The 16809-nt window shown below is 42.1% G+C and carries 12 protein-coding genes; 6 read left to right on the top strand and 6 right to left on the bottom strand.

All coding sequences use genetic code 11. The features are described 5' to 3' along the window. Nucleotides 1-13 precede the first annotated feature (13 nt). The 3 genes from AB4140_RS15010 to putA all read left to right on the top strand — a co-directional run bounded on the left by AB4140_RS15010 (nucleotide 14) and on the right by putA (nucleotide 5616). Nucleotides 14-1282 (top strand): inorganic phosphate transporter, encoded by a 1269-nt coding sequence (locus AB4140_RS15010; RefSeq protein ID WP_102475326.1) that lies wholly within the window; start codon nucleotides 14-16, stop codon nucleotides 1280-1282. Nucleotides 1283-1557: 275 nt separating this feature from the next. Then, nucleotides 1558-2118, top strand: a complete 561-nt coding sequence (locus AB4140_RS15005; protein WP_241904939.1) for a TIGR04211 family SH3 domain-containing protein — start codon at nucleotides 1558-1560, stop codon at nucleotides 2116-2118. Between the two features lie 318 nt (nucleotides 2119-2436). Then, complete coding sequence (gene putA / locus AB4140_RS15000; protein WP_102531064.1) at nucleotides 2437-5616, top strand: bifunctional proline dehydrogenase/L-glutamate gamma-semialdehyde dehydrogenase PutA; 3180 nt, start codon at nucleotides 2437-2439, stop codon at nucleotides 5614-5616. 197 nt (nucleotides 5617-5813) lie between these two features. Here the strand turns inward: putA and AB4140_RS14995 are convergent, their stop codons facing one another. The 4 genes from AB4140_RS14995 to AB4140_RS14980 all read right to left on the bottom strand — a co-directional run bounded on the left by AB4140_RS14995 (nucleotide 5814) and on the right by AB4140_RS14980 (nucleotide 9581). Continuing rightward, a complete protein-coding gene (locus AB4140_RS14995) occupies nucleotides 5814-6650 on the bottom strand; it encodes a formate/nitrite transporter family protein (protein ID WP_076540465.1) in 837 nt (278 codons plus the stop codon). A gap of 319 nt (nucleotides 6651-6969) precedes the next feature. Then, nucleotides 6970-7860: a cation diffusion facilitator family transporter gene (locus AB4140_RS14990; protein ID WP_372001549.1), complete on the bottom strand. Its 891-nt coding sequence runs from the start codon at nucleotides 7858-7860 to the stop codon at nucleotides 6970-6972. 308 nt (nucleotides 7861-8168) lie between these two features. Then, entirely contained in the window at nucleotides 8169-9053 is an 885-nt protein-coding gene (locus AB4140_RS14985) for a LysR family transcriptional regulator (protein ID WP_198589270.1), read from the bottom strand. Between the two features lie 249 nt (nucleotides 9054-9302). Beyond that, nucleotides 9303-9581, bottom strand: a complete 279-nt coding sequence (locus AB4140_RS14980; RefSeq protein ID WP_372001547.1) for a hypothetical protein — start codon at nucleotides 9579-9581, stop codon at nucleotides 9303-9305. Nucleotides 9582-9900: 319 nt separating this feature from the next. Between AB4140_RS14980 and AB4140_RS14975 the strand changes: the two genes are divergently transcribed. The 3 genes from AB4140_RS14975 (at nucleotide 9901) to AB4140_RS14965 (ending at nucleotide 12803) form a co-directional block, all read left to right on the top strand. Continuing rightward, complete coding sequence (locus AB4140_RS14975) at nucleotides 9901-11253, top strand: Na+/H+ antiporter NhaC family protein (RefSeq protein ID WP_368506623.1); 1353 nt, start codon at nucleotides 9901-9903, stop codon at nucleotides 11251-11253. A gap of 189 nt (nucleotides 11254-11442) precedes the next feature. Then, nucleotides 11443-12087 (top strand): hypothetical protein, encoded by a 645-nt coding sequence (locus tag AB4140_RS14970; RefSeq protein WP_133149374.1) that lies wholly within the window; start codon nucleotides 11443-11445, stop codon nucleotides 12085-12087. 2 nt (nucleotides 12088-12089) lie between these two features. After that, nucleotides 12090-12803, top strand: coding sequence for a pseudouridine synthase (locus AB4140_RS14965; RefSeq protein WP_372001546.1), 714 nt, complete (start codon nucleotides 12090-12092; stop codon nucleotides 12801-12803). Between the two features lie 11 nt (nucleotides 12804-12814). On the opposite strand, the gene AB4140_RS14960 is transcribed toward AB4140_RS14965, so the two are convergent. Both AB4140_RS14960 and AB4140_RS14955 read right to left on the bottom strand, forming a co-directional pair. Continuing rightward, entirely contained in the window at nucleotides 12815-14971 is a 2157-nt protein-coding gene (locus AB4140_RS14960; protein ID WP_372001544.1) for a S46 family peptidase, read from the bottom strand. Nucleotides 14972-15177: 206 nt separating this feature from the next. Further along, nucleotides 15178-16383, bottom strand: coding sequence for an amino acid permease (locus tag AB4140_RS14955; protein WP_372001542.1), 1206 nt, complete (start codon nucleotides 16381-16383; stop codon nucleotides 15178-15180). Nucleotides 16384-16809 lie beyond the last annotated feature (426 nt).

The raw sequence follows: 16809 nt of genomic DNA, 5'->3' as shown, positions 1-16809 counted from the left end.
TCAAGGAAACAACATGGTTGATGTATTAGTCACCAATGGCCCAATGCTTATTGGTATTGCGGCTGTATTTGGATTTTTGATGGCATGGGGTATTGGCGCAAACGATGTCGCTAATGCTATGGGAACCTCTGTGGGTTCTAATGCTATCACTATTAAACAAGCTATTATCATTGCAATGATCTTCGAATTCGCAGGTGCATACCTTGCGGGTGGCGAAGTGACCAGCACAATTCGTAAAGGGATTATTGACGCGAGTTATTTCGTCGATTCACCTGAATTACTGGTTTACGGCATGATAGGTTCTCTACTTGCTGCAGGTATTTGGCTGATCCTAGCCTCAGCGCTAGGTTGGCCTGTATCTACGACTCACTCTATTATTGGCGCTATTGTTGGCTTTGCTGCAGTAGGTGTTAGCGTAGATTCTGTTGAATGGGGCAAGGTTGTTGGCATTGTCGGCTCTTGGGTTGTGACTCCTGCGATATCCGGTTTCATCGCCTTTATGATCTTCCAAAGTGTTCAAAAACTCATTTTTAACACTGATGATCCGTTAGCCAACGCTAAGCGTTATGTACCTTTCTACATGGCTTTTGCAGGCTTTGTGATGTCACTTGTGACTATTACTAAAGGTTTGAAGCATGTTGGATTGCACTTCTCAACTGCTGAAGCCTATGGCTTAGCCGCTATTGTTGCCGTTGTTATTGGTATCTTTGGTAAGATTATGATCGGCCGCTTAAACATGAGCAGAGAAGTTAATCGCCAAACTGAATATGCAAATGTAGAAAAAGTATTTGCTATCTTAATGGTAGTTACCGCTTGTTGTATGGCATTTGCTCACGGTTCAAATGACGTTGCTAACGCCATTGGCCCATTAGCAGCTGTAGTTTCAGTTGTTAACAGCGGCGGTGAAATTGGCTCTAAAGCGGCTTTAGCTTGGTGGATTTTACCATTAGGTGCGGTTGGTATTGTGATGGGTCTAGCTATCTTTGGTAAACGTGTAATGCAAACCATTGGTAAAAACATCACTCACTTAACCCCAAGCCGTGGTTTTGCTGCTGAACTTGCTGCAGCATCAACAGTTGTTATTGCATCAGGTACCGGTTTACCTATCTCGACAACTCAAACACTAGTTGGTGCGGTATTAGGTGTGGGTATGGCTCGTGGTATTGCCGCAATTAATATCGGTGTAGTACGTAACATCGTTGTTTCTTGGGTTGTTACCTTACCTGCGGGTGCGGCATTATCTATCCTGTTCTTCTTCACCATCAAAGGGATATTTAGCTAATAACTCGTCAGTTATTAAGCTAACCACGCAAAAGCCGGTCATATTAATGTCCGGCTTTTTTGTTTCAAATAGCAAACTTTCGTTAATCAGCGGGCTAATTATTCGCTTCATTTAGCCAAAGCATAACGTTTTACGCATAATCCCATTAGATTAATCAGTAATATCGCTTATTTGAATAAGACTTTTGCGTTCTTCCTTGCAATCAAGTCGCTAAATAAATAGCATGACGGGTAGTTCTAATGGTATGGAAAAATAACGTGTTAAGAATGTTCACAATGGTAGTATTACTACTGCTCTCAAATGGCTTAATGGCGCAACAAGCGACGCATTTCATTACCGATGATGTCGATATTTACATGCATAGTGGTCCAGGGACTCAATACCGTATTTTAGGCACCATCGAAGCAGGCCAATCAGTTACCTTATTAAACGAAAGCCAAAACGATTACAGTAAAATTCGTGATCATAAAAACCGTGAAGGTTGGGTGATTTCTGAGTTAGTTAAAAAAGGCACCGGCCTTAGAAACCGTTTGCCAATTGTTGAAGCAGAACTAGCTAAAGCCAAGCAAACTTTAGCGCAGCTAGATCAAAGCTCTGAGTCTGTAACCCAACAGCTAACAGCAGCTAACCAACAGATTTTATCTCTAGAATCAGAGCTTGCTAGCGCATCTCAACAGCGCGACCATGCGATTAAAGAATTGAATGCGATTCAAGATAATGCTCAATCAAGAATGTGGCAACAAGGCGCATTAATTGCTGGATTAGGCGCCTTAATCGGTATTTTCCTAGTCTATCTACCAAGACCACAACGTAAGAAGAACAGCCGCTGGATGTAGTCCTAGCTCAATTACGCGACTTATCTTACCTGAAAAGCCAATGCCATTGCATTGGCTTTTTTGTTTCTGCTTTTTGAGCTTACGCTGGCAACAAAAGCACAACATTTACCCCCTCAAAAAAGTCGTTATTTTGCCTGCAAGAGGTATAAAAAACACCTAGGCTATATTTCATCATCACAACTGACACTAAATCTTGCTCAACATCACATTTTAATCGTATACTCGCCTCGATTTCGTACATTGTATACAAAATAAAAAACATCATAATAAACATCTTGTTTACAAAGTTAGTAAACAGCTCAAGACGGAATGAAAATTATGTTCAATGCCAGTGAAGTCCTAAACGGTCATTACAATAATGCTAGCTTAGATGAGCTATTCTCAGCCATAACTAATAATTACATCGTTGATGAAGAACTGTATTTATCTGAGCTTATTAAATTAGTGCCATCGTCTGATACTGAAATTAAGCAAATCACTGATAAAGCCCATCAACTGGTCTTGAAAGTGCGCCAATTTGAAAAGAAAGGCCTAATGATTGGCATTGATGCTTTCTTGCAGCAATACAGCTTAGAAACTCAAGAAGGCATTATCTTGATGTGTCTTGCTGAAGCATTATTGCGTATCCCTGATGCCGCTACTGCAGATGCCTTAATCGAAGATAAGCTCTCTGGCGCTAAGTGGGATGCGCACTTAAGTAAAAGTGATTCAGTGTTAGTTAACGCATCCACTTGGGGCTTAATGCTCACAGGTAAAATCGTTAAGTTAGATAAAAACATCGACGGCAAACCTAGTAACTTGCTAAACCGTTTAGTTAATCGTGTTGGTGAGCCTGTTATTCGTCAAGCAATGAATGCCGCGATGAAGATTATGGGTAAACAGTTTGTGTTGGGACAAACGGTTAAAGAGGCCCTTAAAAACAGTGTTGCTAAGCGCCAGCAAGGTTACACCCACAGCTATGATATGCTCGGTGAAGCCGCGTTAACCGCTAAAGATGCACATAAGTATTACACTGAATATAGCCATGCGATTGCTGAATTAGGCGCACAAGAATACGATCTATCAAGCGCTCCTCGCCCCACAATCTCAATCAAATTATCGGCGCTGCATCCACGCTATGAAGTCGCCAATGAATCACGTGTACTCAGTGAATTATATGACACTGTCATTAAACTCATCGTGCAAGCGCGCGAGCTCAACATCGGTATTTCAATCGATGCCGAAGAAATGGATCGCCTTGAATTATCACTCAAGTTATTCCAGAAGCTATATAACGCCAACGAAACTCAAGGTTGGGGCTTACTGGGGATTGTGGTTCAAGCCTACTCAAAACGTGCCCTGCCGGTATTATGTTGGTTAACTAAGTTATCCCGCGAGCAAGGCGATGAAATTCCAGTGAGACTAGTAAAAGGCGCTTATTGGGACAGTGAGTTAAAATGGGCTCAGCAAGCTGGCGACGGTGGCTACCCACTTTACACTCGCAAAGCCGGCACGGACGTATCATATTTAGCCTGTGCTCGTTATTTACTCTCTGACGCCACTACAGGCGCCATATACCCGCAATTTGCCACCCATAATGCCCAAACAGTTGCCAGTATCAGTGCGATGGGCGCGAATCGTCACTATGAGTTCCAGCGCCTACATGGCATGGGTGAAGAGCTCTACGACACTATGCTGGCTGAAAGTGGCGCAAAATCCGTGCGTATCTACGCGCCTATTGGTGCCCATAAAGATCTACTGCCTTATCTGGTAAGGCGCCTATTAGAAAACGGCGCTAACACCTCGTTTGTTCACAAATTAGTGGACCCGAAAACCCCTATCGAAAGCTTAGTGGTGCATCCATTAACCACTTTAAAAGCTTATAAAACTTTAGCTAATAATAAAATTGTTCTGCCGGAAGATATTTTTGGTATAGAACGTAAAAACTCTAAAGGATTAAACATGAACATCATTTCTGAGTCTGCGCCATTTTTTGCCGGCGTTGACCAATTTAACGATACCCAATGGACTGCTGGGCCATTAGTCAATGGCGAGACCTTAAGCGGCGAAACCAAAAATGTACTCAGCCCATTTGACACCACTAAAACGGTGGGACAAGTAGCTTTTGCCAATAATCAGGCAATTGAAGCTGCATTAAGTTCTGCCCATGGCGCTTTTCATCGTTGGAGTCATACCCCCGTTGAGCAGCGTGCATCTGCACTGCAAAAACTGGCTGACTTACTTGAAGAGAACCGCGAAGAGCTGATTGCCCTTTGTACTCGTGAAGCAGGTAAAAGCTTACAAGATGGCATTGATGAAGTCCGTGAAGCAGTAGATTTTTGTCGCTACTATGCTATTCAAGCCAAGAAAATGATGGCGGCGCCAACTTTGCTTCCTGGGCCGACGGGTGAATTAAATGAACTATTCATTCAAGGCCGCGGCATCTTTGTTTGTATTAGCCCTTGGAACTTCCCATTAGCGATTTTCTTGGGCCAAGTTACTGCGGCGCTAGCTGCTGGTAATACCGTGATTGCCAAACCCGCTGAGCAAACTTCATTAGTAGGTTACCGCGCAGTGCAATTAGCTCATGAAGCAGGCATTCCTGTCGATGTACTGCAGTTCTTACCAGGCACTGGCGCTACTGTTGGCGCAGCGATCACCGCTGATGAACGTATTGGCGGTGTGTGCTTTACTGGTTCAACCGGCACTGCTAAATTGATTAACCGCACATTAGCTAATCGTGAAGGTGCTATCATTCCGCTCATCGCTGAAACTGGCGGTCAAAATGCGATGATAGTTGACTCGACCTCACAAGCAGAACAAGTGGTTGCAGATGTGGTTTCATCGTCGTTTACCAGTGCAGGCCAGCGCTGCTCGGCATTGCGAGTGCTGTTCTTACAAGAAGATATTGCCGATCGCGTGTTAGATGTAATGCAGGGCGCAATGGAAGAACTCAGTATTGGTAACCCAAGCTTTGTTCAAACTGACGTTGGCCCTGTGATTGATGCCACTGCAAAAGCGAACCTAAATGCCCATATTGATCATATCTCGCAAGTTGGTAAGTTAATTAAGAAAATCAACTTACCCGCAGGCACTGAAAATGGCCACTTTGTGTCGCCAACAGCGGTAGAAATTGATTCAATTAAAGTGCTTGAGAAAGAACATTTCGGGCCAATTTTGCACGTTATTCGTTATAAAGCCGCTAATTTAGCCGCGGTTATTGACGAGATAAACAGCACCGGCTTTGGTCTTACTTTAGGAATTCATAGCCGCAATGAAGGCCATGCGTTAAATCTTGCAGACAAGGTTGATGTGGGTAACGTCTATATTAATCGTAACCAAATTGGCGCAGTAGTGGGTGTACAGCCTTTTGGCGGTCAAGGTTTATCAGGTACTGGCCCCAAAGCAGGCGGACCACACTACCTTACTCGTTTTATTACTGAAAAAACCCGCACCAACAATATTACTGCCATTGGCGGTAACGCGACGTTATTGTCCCTTGGTGATGCTGAAGACTAATAATTAGCAGGTTTGAAACCATAAAAATGCCCGCAGCTGCGGGCATTTTTTGTTCAAGCTATTTTATTTAGGTTAATAGTGTTCAAGCTAATAGTATTTACCGATAAAACCATCAACGGCTTACCATTAAGTAAGCAGGTATCACTTGAATCGCCATAACAAAGCCCAATCGAGACAAGGATAGGCCTTAGCACTGCTTATAAAGCTAAGCTTTCTTTTTCAGCAGCAGTTTTACGCTCAGGGCTTGTCTTAACATGGGTTAAGTACAAAGGTAAGCCCACGAGTAAAAAGCCGCCGACTAAATTACCTAATGCCGTTGGGATTTCATTCCACAATAGGTAGTCGCTAACAGTAAAGTCACCGCCCATGATCATTGAAAATGGAAATAGGAACATATTAACGATTGAATGCTCAAAACCCATAAAGAAGAACAGCATCACAGGCATCCACATTGCAGCCATTTTGCCGCTCACTGAGGTTGAGATCATAGCGCCTACCACTCCCATAGACACCATCCAGTTACACAACATGCCGCGAATAAAAATAGTAAACCAGCCTGCCACGCCATGCTCTTGATACCCTAACGTACGTGACTCACCAATTGAGCTCACTTTAGCCGCTAATACTCCACCGTCAGTGTTGTAACCATAAGTCAGGATATAGGATGCAAAAAATGCCACGGTTAACGCGCCGGCAAAATTCCCCACAAACACTAACCCCCAATTCCTAAAAAGTTGCTCCCAGGTACATCCCGGTCGCTTGTTAAGGACAGCTAAAGGCACCAAGGTAAATACACCTGTCAGCAAATCAAACTTCATCAGATACAACATAATAAACCCAACCGGGAATAATAATGATCCGACTAACAAGCTACCTGTTTTCACGATAACGGTAATGGCAAAAAAAGCGGCAAGTCCCAGTATCGCGCCAGCCATAAATGCCCTAACTAATGTATCTCGTGTCGACATGAAGATTTTTTGCTCCCCAGCATCTACCATCTTGGTAGCAAACTCCTTTGGCTCGATATATGACATAGTGCATTCCCTATAGTTATGTAGTTGACTGCTAATAAGCCAACTTCATACCAAGGTTGATAAATGCTTATAAATCAATATCCTAATTTAATTAGATTTTTTGAAAATGGTTGTAAGTAGTGCAAGCTGCACCTAGATAGCGCAAAAAAGCCATTATTGAAAGGCCGTATTTAGCATCAAGTTTGTCTCGCTAAATGAAGCGTAATGAGCAAGTTAGTGGTTGTTGCGGCGGATAAGTGAGTCTTCGTTAAGACTCAAATGGTACCAATAATCGAATATGGTTATTGTAGTGACTAGCAATAGCTTGATGACTAAATGGCTAAATGGCAATATTCATTTTAAGCTCTAACTTGTATGGCAGCGCTGATAACTTTTGCTTGAGATTTTGCTGAAATACTTTGATATCACCGGTCTTTATAATTGACTCTTCACTAGGTACGACATTGATATCAATTCTAAGCTCATTTCCCACTTTGACGACACTGCCTAAATGCAGGGTTTCTTGGCTATCAACTTCTTTCATGCCTTTGGATACTTCTGCAATCAGTTCTTGTTGTGGTGCCATTTGCAATAGCTCTTTGACCGCTTGACTCACCATAGAAAAAGGAACTTTCAAAAAGTAAGCTGAAATTAATATCATCATGAGTGGATCGGCATAACCTGCATATTGAGCCAGCGAAGTTTGCGTTAAGCCCCATGCGATAACAAACCCCAGCGTAATAGCCATGCTGAGCAAAGTATCCATCTGCCACTGCTTAGTTTCTGCTTCAATTAACCCTGAGTGCGACTCGCGGCTCATTTGGGTTATTTTCCACCAAGCAAAACCACAACCAAGGGTATTTACCAGCCCAAAAACACTCGCTACACCAATGTCTAACAGCTTGACACCTTGTATTAAACTATCGATTGCGCCGAACAGTGAATAAATCACTAGACTCATAATCACTAAACCTTTGATCGCAATAACAATAGGTTCAAACATCGCCTTACCATTGGGGAAACGCTTATCTTTCGGGGAATGGATAAGCTTAGCGGCGAGCAGTGACAAAATAGTTAACAGCAAACTAATTAACGAGTATAAACCATCAAAGGCTATGACTAAGGAACCCAATATCAGCCCAACCGCCAAGCCGCCTACAGCAAACATCAGCGCAAATACTGAAGACAGTATCAACACTTTTTGCTCTATTGCTTGAGATGGCACACACATATGAATTCCTCATAAAATTAATCATTTACCCGTATAGGTAATTGAGTACAGTTTGGCATTCTGTATTAAATCAGCAATGACAAACTCAACGTCTGTGAGGTTATTTTGATAGTAATATTATTATAGCAAGGCTATTCAATGACTTAGTTTAGCAATCATCTGTCAATTATATTGACAGTGAGTGCTTGGCATGAATCCGAAATAACACGAATAAGCTAATACAAAGGTGATAGCTGGTTATTGAAATGGACCAGTTGAACAGTTTGATTTAATGACCCATCGAGGATGGGCTTATCATGAACACAAGATTAAAAAGCAAATAGATAGTCATTTAACTGATCGGCTAACCAGTTTGTCGCGGGATGCTCATTAAGGCCACTTGCTGCAAACATGCAATAGTCTTCCTGCAATAAACCGTAAGTATGCTTAATCACCGCAATGGATTGCTGCCTCAATAAATGTTTAATCAAGGGCTCAGGCATTACACCCCAAGCATCTTCAGTTTGAATGGAGCTAAGAATGTAATCAAAACTTGAAAAACCAATATAGTTACGGGAAAAAGGCTGTAATTCAGGATTGGACTTTTCATTTAAATATACCATTGATGCTTGCATGGCGCTGCGCAAGTCTTCATCTGACACTCGGCGTTTTGCTGCCAAGGGGTGGTCATGACGGCACACTGACATCATGCGAATTTTACCTAAAGGATGTGATGTCACCATGGCACTATCAGTGCTTTCATAGTCAATTCCAAAAGCAAAATTAACTTGCTCAGTTTCAACTAAATTGGCCAGATCGCCGGTGGAGGCCAGCACAATATTAAATGAGGTTGCTGGAAAGTGATTATTAAGCTGATGAGTCAACTCTAACCAAATATCGTCAGGTAAAGAGTCGTCACGGGCAATCCATACTTCTGCAGCAAACTCACCTTTAACTTGACGACAGGTTTGGCGGATCCGCTGCGCCGCTGTCAGCATACTTTGGCAATCTTTATAAATAGCCTTACCTGCTTCGGACAATGTGACTTGGTTACCGGTGCGATCAAATAATGCGGTATCGAGATCTTTTTCCATCGCTTTAATCGCCATGGTCATTTTGGTGCGATTCTGTTCTGTTTGTCTCGCCGCTTCTGACACAGAGCCCAGCTCTGCGACTAAACAAAAAGCTTCAATTTGCGAAAGTGTCAGTGCCATTATTATTCCTATAGTGAGGCTACCTCGCTAAGATAGCCTATTGCTTTGTGCCACAACAGTACGCTTTATCAATTTCGCTAGTCAGTTATCGGTTATCAACATAGCTTAGGCAATGCTAACCATCTTAAGGGAAAAAATGAAATCTAAAATTACAGCGGATATGGGAGTTTGAGGCAGGAAAGTGAGGTAGTAAAAGGCAGCTTGATAACAATCCTAATAACCATCAAGCCCTCACAGGCAATATTCGCACTATTGACTATCAAATAAGCCGTTGCGCTTTAAACCTCGATGAACGTTTTTACATAACTTGGCAAATTTTTCTAAATCGCCAAAGCTCGGGGTGTCATTATTGTCCAGCGATGATTGCCAATAACTCACTTCACTATCGACAATTTCAAGAAGTTTTTTGGGACAGCCAATACAGCTATTATTAGAACCACATACGGCTAAAGCAGGATCATCTAAGGGAAAGGTATCTTTAACTTGGTTTATGAGCTGCTGCATTGCAGTCATTCTATCTGGTTTCATAATCAAGCGGCTCTTGCATCAATGAACGCCGATAATATTGCAGCGGCTGTTAAAGGTCAAAATACAGCCACCAAACCGCCTCAAGGTTAATGAGATGTATACTTTATTGTGCTGCAAATACAGTTAGCATGTGCCATTAAAGTAAAACCAACCCTAGAAGCAAAGAAGTCTAGACGTCTAGATTGACACTAATTTGTAGATCTCCTATGCTGACTATCATTGCACAAGCTATCATCATTGAAACTGAAATAACATGGATTGCTAAAGTAACTCGCAGCCTATTGGTGCAGCACCAATAACCATCAATGAATTGAATAAGATAATAAGAGAGACTCACTTGACCACACAAACACAAAAATCGGCCACCAGCCCAGCCTCCTTTGTTGCTTTACTGCCACTATTTGCTTTTTTAGCCTTATTTATTGGCGCTGGGGTTTACTTTCAAAGCCAAGGTGTAGACTTTGCTTTTTATCAGTTACCTAGTGTTATCGCGATTTTACCGGCGATTATCTTGGCGTTATTACTGTCTAAGCAAAAATTAAATCAATCCATTGATACTTTCATTGCCGGTATTGGTCACAGCAATATTATTGCTATGTGTCTGATTTATCTATTGGCAGGCGCCTTTGCCTCTGTCGCTAAAGCGACTGGTGGTGTTGATGCTACAGTTGCGCTGGGCTTATCAATGATCCCATCGAACTTATTATTACCCGGCTTTTTTGTTATTGCTGCCTTCATTGCTACCGCGATGGGCACCTCAATGGGTACCATTGCAGCGGTAGCGCCGATTGCATTAGGCGTTGCTGATCAAGCGCAAATTGATTATGCATTAATGGCTGGCGCAGTATTATCTGGTGCATTATTTGGTGATAACTTATCTATTATTTCTGATACCACCATTGCCTCAACCCGTACTCAGGGCTGTGAAATGAAAGACAAGTTCCGTGAGAACTTAATTTTCTCGCTGCCAGCATCAGCAATTGCCTTAGTGTTATTTGCTATTGCGGGTCAGGGACAAGCTGACATTGCCGCCCAAGAAATTGACTTCATTAACGTTATTCCTTACCTAACGATATTATTTTTAGCAGTATCAGGAGTTAATGTGTTTGTGGTACTAACCGTAGGCATACTGCTAGCTGGCGCTACAGGCCTGTTCACTATGGATTATAGTGCGGTCCAATTTGGTCAAGATATCTATGCTGGTTTCACCAACATGCAAGAAATCTTCATTCTATCTATGCTTGTTGGCGGTTTAGCTGCGCTGATGACACAACAAGGCGGTTTAACCTTTGTAAGCCAGAAGATTGAATCTTTGATTGCCCGCTTCTCTAAAGCCAAAGGTGACGCATCACCCCGCGCTGCTGAACTAGGTATGGCAGGTATGGTTGCAGCAACCAATGTGTGTGTCGCTAACAATACGGTATCGATTGTGGTTGTCGGTGACATTGCCAAAGACTTAGCCAGCAAGCATGGCGTTGCACCTAAGCGCGCGGCGAGTGTTTTAGATATCTTTGCTTGTATCATTCAAGGGTTAATTCCCCATGGCGCTCAAGCACTATTGATAGCATCAACCTTTGCCATTAGCCCATTAGCTGCTATTTCACACGCTTGGTATTGTATGATTTTAGCTGTGGTTGCTATTTCAATTGTGATATTGCGTAAACGCGCTTAATTCACTGTCAAACCAACGGCATAAAACCTGAGAACAACCGACTTAATGATGGTTGAACTCAGGTTTTATTTTATATAAAAGAGCGGTTTAAAAGTGTTAGTCTAAAGTTAACATTTGCATATCAAACAACCCATGAGCCAATCAATTCAGTTTAATAAACATTACGATTTATATTTAATGATTATTTTCATGTCTTTAGCGACTGCTGTAATTAGTGGCCTTGGCATTGGGGCGGCGTTAATTGCTGAAGTGTCTCGTTTGGGTATTAACCCACTGAGCATTAGAGCTGATACCTTAGGTGACTATATGAGTTCACCGTTAGCCATTGTTTACAATATGTCATTAGTCATTGCTGGAATGTGTTTAATACTGGCTATGTCAGCGCGCTACTTTGTCTTTGAAGATGGCTACAGCCGAGGTATTACCGTCACTGGCGCTACCTTAGGCGTATTAATTGTACTCATTGGTATCTTTCCAATTAACTTTTTAGAGCAACACCGTCTGTTTTCAACCGGTTATCTCATTTGCACCTTTTTGCTGCATTGTTTTTGCTTTATGGAATACTTTCGCAAGCGTAGCGCTTTAACCAGTCCATTATTCGCTCTAAATATTATTGGGTTAATATTTTCAATAATATTGATGTCTTTGCTTAACTGGTCGACATTAGATTTTGATCCATGTAGCCATGCTACCAGTGACATTTGTTGGATGTCCTTGGTGATGTGGGTACTAACTCAAACCAATATTTTGTGGTGTATGGTGTTAGCCATTGATATGAAAAACCGTATTAAGCAGCAACATCACCTTGCCAACTTATCGCTTGTAGGAAACTAATTTTGGCCAATAATATGCGCTTAGAGCAGTATTTAGCTCACTGCGGAGTCTGCTCAAGGCGCCAAGCCCAAAGGCTTATTGCCGCAGGTAGAGTGTGCTTTAATGGTCAAATCGCCTCAGCGGTAGATCGCGTCAGCCCCAATGTGGTAAACCCCAATATTTTACTAGACGGTGAAACTATTGCGCCACTAGAGAGCAAACAATATTGGCTATATCACAAACCCGTGGGCATTGATTGCCGCTTATTACCTGAGTTAGCCTCCAGTTTAATCCATCACTTACCCGCTTCACCCCGGCTGTACCCTGCAGGAAGATTAGATAAGGACTCGCGCGGATTATTACTACTGACAAATGATGGCGCGCTAACTCATCGACTGATGCATCCTGATTTTGGCCATGAAAAAGTCTATCAAGTCACGGTAAATAAACCACTTAAAAATGATTTTGCCGCGTTAATGAGTGCAGGAGTCAGCTATCGAGATGTGACCACTAAACCTTGTAAGGTCTCTGTCATTGGCGAGTGCCAATTTGAGATCACCTTAACCCAAGGGCTTAATCGACAAATTCGCAGAATGTCCCAAGCGCTGGGCTATCACGTTGTTGATTTGCTAAGAGTGAGCATGATGAATTGTCAGCTTGCTCAGTTGCCAGAAACAAAAATGCGGCCCCTAGAGGCCGCAGAATTAGTCACACTGCAGCAGCTACTTAAGTTGTAGCTGCTTATCAATTATTTTACGATGTCCATTTCTTCAAGTAAGTTGTCAGCATTATCTAAATACTTCATCACCCACAGCATGTAACGGCTATCCACTTGGATTGAGCGGTTAGTTTGAGGATCATAACCCCAGTCACCAATGATGCTTTCGTAAACGCCATCAAACAGTAAACCCACTAATTCAGCGCGGCCATTCAAAGTTGGAGAACCTGAGTTACCACCAGTGGTATCTAAAGTCGATAAGAAGTTAACCGGTACAGAATCGATTGATTTCATGTAGAAATCGCCGTACTGCTTTTGCTTAATAAGCTCAAGTTGCTTAGTCGGTGCATCAAATGGAGCTGCACCAGTATCTTTCGCAACAATACCTTCAAGACGAGTAAACGGCGCCGCCACTAAACCATCTTGGGGCGAGTATCCTTTTACGTTACCAATCGTGACTCGTAAGCTTGAGTTAGCATCAGCGTAAACCGGTTTACCTAGCTCACGATTATAGGCAATGACCGCATCCATATACTGTGGACGCACTTTCATTAAGTCTCCAGCAAGTTGTTTTTGCGCTTGTTCGCGTTGCATTTTTTCATCAAAGGTCATCACCGCATATTGAATAAACGGATCTTTCGACTGATTAAACTCAGCTACCGACTTATTCATCCAAGCTAAGCGGACGTCTTTATCTGACAGTGTGGTATTGGCATACATGCTATCAAGGGTTTTCATTAGCTTGGCTTCATCGAAGTTTTTACCAATCGAGAAAGCCTTATCAAAATCAGCTAAACGCTCAGAGGTTGGCAAAGCGGCATAACGCTTGAGTAAGTCTGCTAACATGGCTTTATCAACGCTGGCAGCATAACGACGGTCAATACGCTCCATACTTGAGGTAAACTGAGTCATGTCGCGTTCTTGATAGCCAGGCTCACGCTGCATATCCGGTAACGCTTTTTCATGAGCTAAACGATATAGGCGCTCAGCGGTGTTCTTCATGGTTGAATAATCCATGTAACTCAGTAATAAATCACGCTCTTGACCCTGTTGGTCTAAGGCAATTAACTTATCTAACTGAGCTAATGTTTCACCATATTTCGCCTGACGCTTGCTATCTTTGCTAATCCACTTAGCTAATTTTTGCTCTAAACTTTTACGCTCATCTAACATGGTAGATTTACCGTAAAACTCAATCATCGAAGTAAAGTTTTTAGCGTAATTGGCTAATCCTGCAATTGAGCTTTCATATTTAATTCGCTCATCACTGCCTTCTGGGGCTGTGTCTTTGATGATTTCAATTAAACGTTCACGCAACACTTTACCTTGCGGATAAGCCCACTCAAATTGGTTTTCGACTTCATTCGCGATGCGATAACGGTTAGTACGGCCGGGGTAACCTGCCACCATAACAAAGTCCCCTTCGCTTACGCCTTTTGCAGACACTTTAAGAAAGCTTTTAGGCTCGTATGGGACATTATCTTTACTGAAATCGGCAGGCTTACCATCTTTACCGACGTAAGCACGGTAGAATGAAAAATCGCCAGTGTGACGTGGCCACATCCAGTTATCGATATCGCCGCCATATTTACCCACACTGGCTGCAGGATTATAAGTTAGGCGAACATCGCGGATTTCCATCTGTTTAACTAAGTAATACTCAAGACCGCCATGAAAACTATAAACCTTACAGCGGTAACCATCTTGCGCTTCACACTCTGCGACTAATGATTTCTCTTTTTGCTCAATGCCTTTGTAAAAGTCATTACCAGTTTTGCTCATTTCACCGTCTTTTATTTTAGCGGTGACATCAGTAACAGCTTCAGTAACATAAATACGTGAACCCGGTGTAGCAGGTAATTCTTCTGCATAAGTTTTAGCTAAAAAACCATCTTGTAACAGGTTGTTCTCTGGGGTTGAGTTGTACTGAATAGCGCCATAAGCACAATGATGATTAGTAACAACCAAGCCTTTAGGCGACACAAATGATGCTGTGCAGCCACCTAGGCTAATCACGGCATTCATTGGAAATTCGGTTAATTTTGAAATCGATTTGGCATCAATCTCCAATCCTTTTGCTTTAAGCTCATCAGCCATTGCAGGTAGCTGATAAGGCTGCCACATTCCTTCGTCTGCTTGGCTGGCAAATGTTGCCAAAATTGCAGCGCTTAATAACCATGTTTTCATTATTATTCCATTTTTAATAAAAGAGCCCCAAATAGCCTGTATTTTAATGCGGTCACAATGTCATATTGAAGCAACAATGTTCAGATTTAAGGCATAAAAAAGTCAGGCGGATAGCCTGACTTTATCATATTGTTTCTACAAAGAAATAGTCTCAGAAAAATGCCGTTACAAAGCATCTTTACAAAACAGCTTCATTTATTGGCAACTTAGCTTAAAGCCACCATCAACTGAGCAACAACAATCAACAAACCTAATAGACCTGCGATAGCTAACGCAAGCTTGCCACCACACACTTCATAGCCACCTAATTGTTGCTTACGCAGTTTTAATGCCATGACTATCGGCAAGAAAATAATCATCACTACTAATGGAATTGCAGCAAAACCTAATACTTGGAAAAAACCATCAGGGTAATACAGCGCACACAGTACCGGTGGTACGAAAGTGATTAACCAAGTTTTAGCACGGCCTGCTTTATCATCTTTTGCTCGGGTTAACTCGGCAACATAGTCAAACAAGCTCATGGTAACGCCTAAGAAAGAAGTCACGAGTGCAAGATTGGCAAATAAATCAATAAATTGACTGACAACTGCGGAGTTAGCTACAGCTTGTAATGCATTAACTAGTGCAGGTAACGAGCCTGCAAAACCATTGACAGTCTCACCGCCTAAGGTACCCAAGGTGACTAATATCCATAAGATATAGCAAACTAGCGGGATGGTAGAACCAATCAATAACACTTTTCTTAATGAAACCGCATCACCTTCTAGGTAGCGCACAATCGTCGCAATACAAACGTGAAAACCAAATGAGGTAAATACCACAGGAATAGCCGCTAACCACAGTTGGTCTAGTTTATCGCCTTCGGCGACATTGGCTGAAAAATTACTTAATGATGCTACAAGGTTCACTTCTGGTAGCAGGAATGCCACCACTAGAACCAGTAACACGATCATCGCAGTAAACAGCACACGAGAGACTTTATCAATCCACTTCACGCCAACGGCAATTAGGCCACCAAATACTAACGTAAATAGCAGTACTGACACTTGGTTATTTAAATCGACACCTAATAATGGCTCTAAGCGAGATTCAAGTAGCGATGATCCGCCCATTAGATACACCATGGTCAGGGCAAATAACAAACTTAAAAACGATCCGCCTTGAATAAGTTGACCAACCTTGCCTAAGGTTTTGCCAGTAATGGCGTGGACGTTATCACCCACACCAGTACGTAAGTTAATTTCTAACATTAATAAAGAGGTATAAGCTGATAATCCCCAGATAACTACCAGCAATAAAATCGCAGGCATAATACCTAGCGCTGCGGTAGCAAGTGGTAAAGCTAACATACCCCCACCAATAGCAGTTCCTGCAACAATGGCGATTGAGCCAAGCATTTTTAAGTTCAAAACATGAGTCCCGTATAGTTTTTATTTATTGGTCGTTTTACCAAGTCTTATTGATATGGTCGATTTCGACAGTAGCAGAAGGAGATTATCACTAGCAAGAGACTTAGGGATTTAAAGGCCTACACGCGCGTTAATAAACAATTACGCAACATATTGATAATTACTTTAACGCAAGGATTTTGCAATGGCGTAGCATTACGACCATACAAGAGGATTTTGAGGCTAGCAAACAATTTGAAGAGCTATATTAATTGGGTAATCATATATTACACTATTATAAAAATACCCATCAACAAATGAAATGATGAGTAAACTGACTATGCATGTAAACCAGAAAAAGATAAATAAAAAAGGAAGACCTAAGTCTTCCTTTTACATAGTTAACAACAGGTATTTACTTATCTAATGAGGCTGTAACTAATTTTG

The organism is Shewanella sp. 10N.286.51.B2, assembly GCF_041469265.1.
Taxonomy (GTDB): domain Bacteria; phylum Pseudomonadota; class Gammaproteobacteria; order Enterobacterales; family Shewanellaceae; genus Shewanella.
This window is presented reverse-complemented; position numbering and strand designations above follow the sequence as displayed.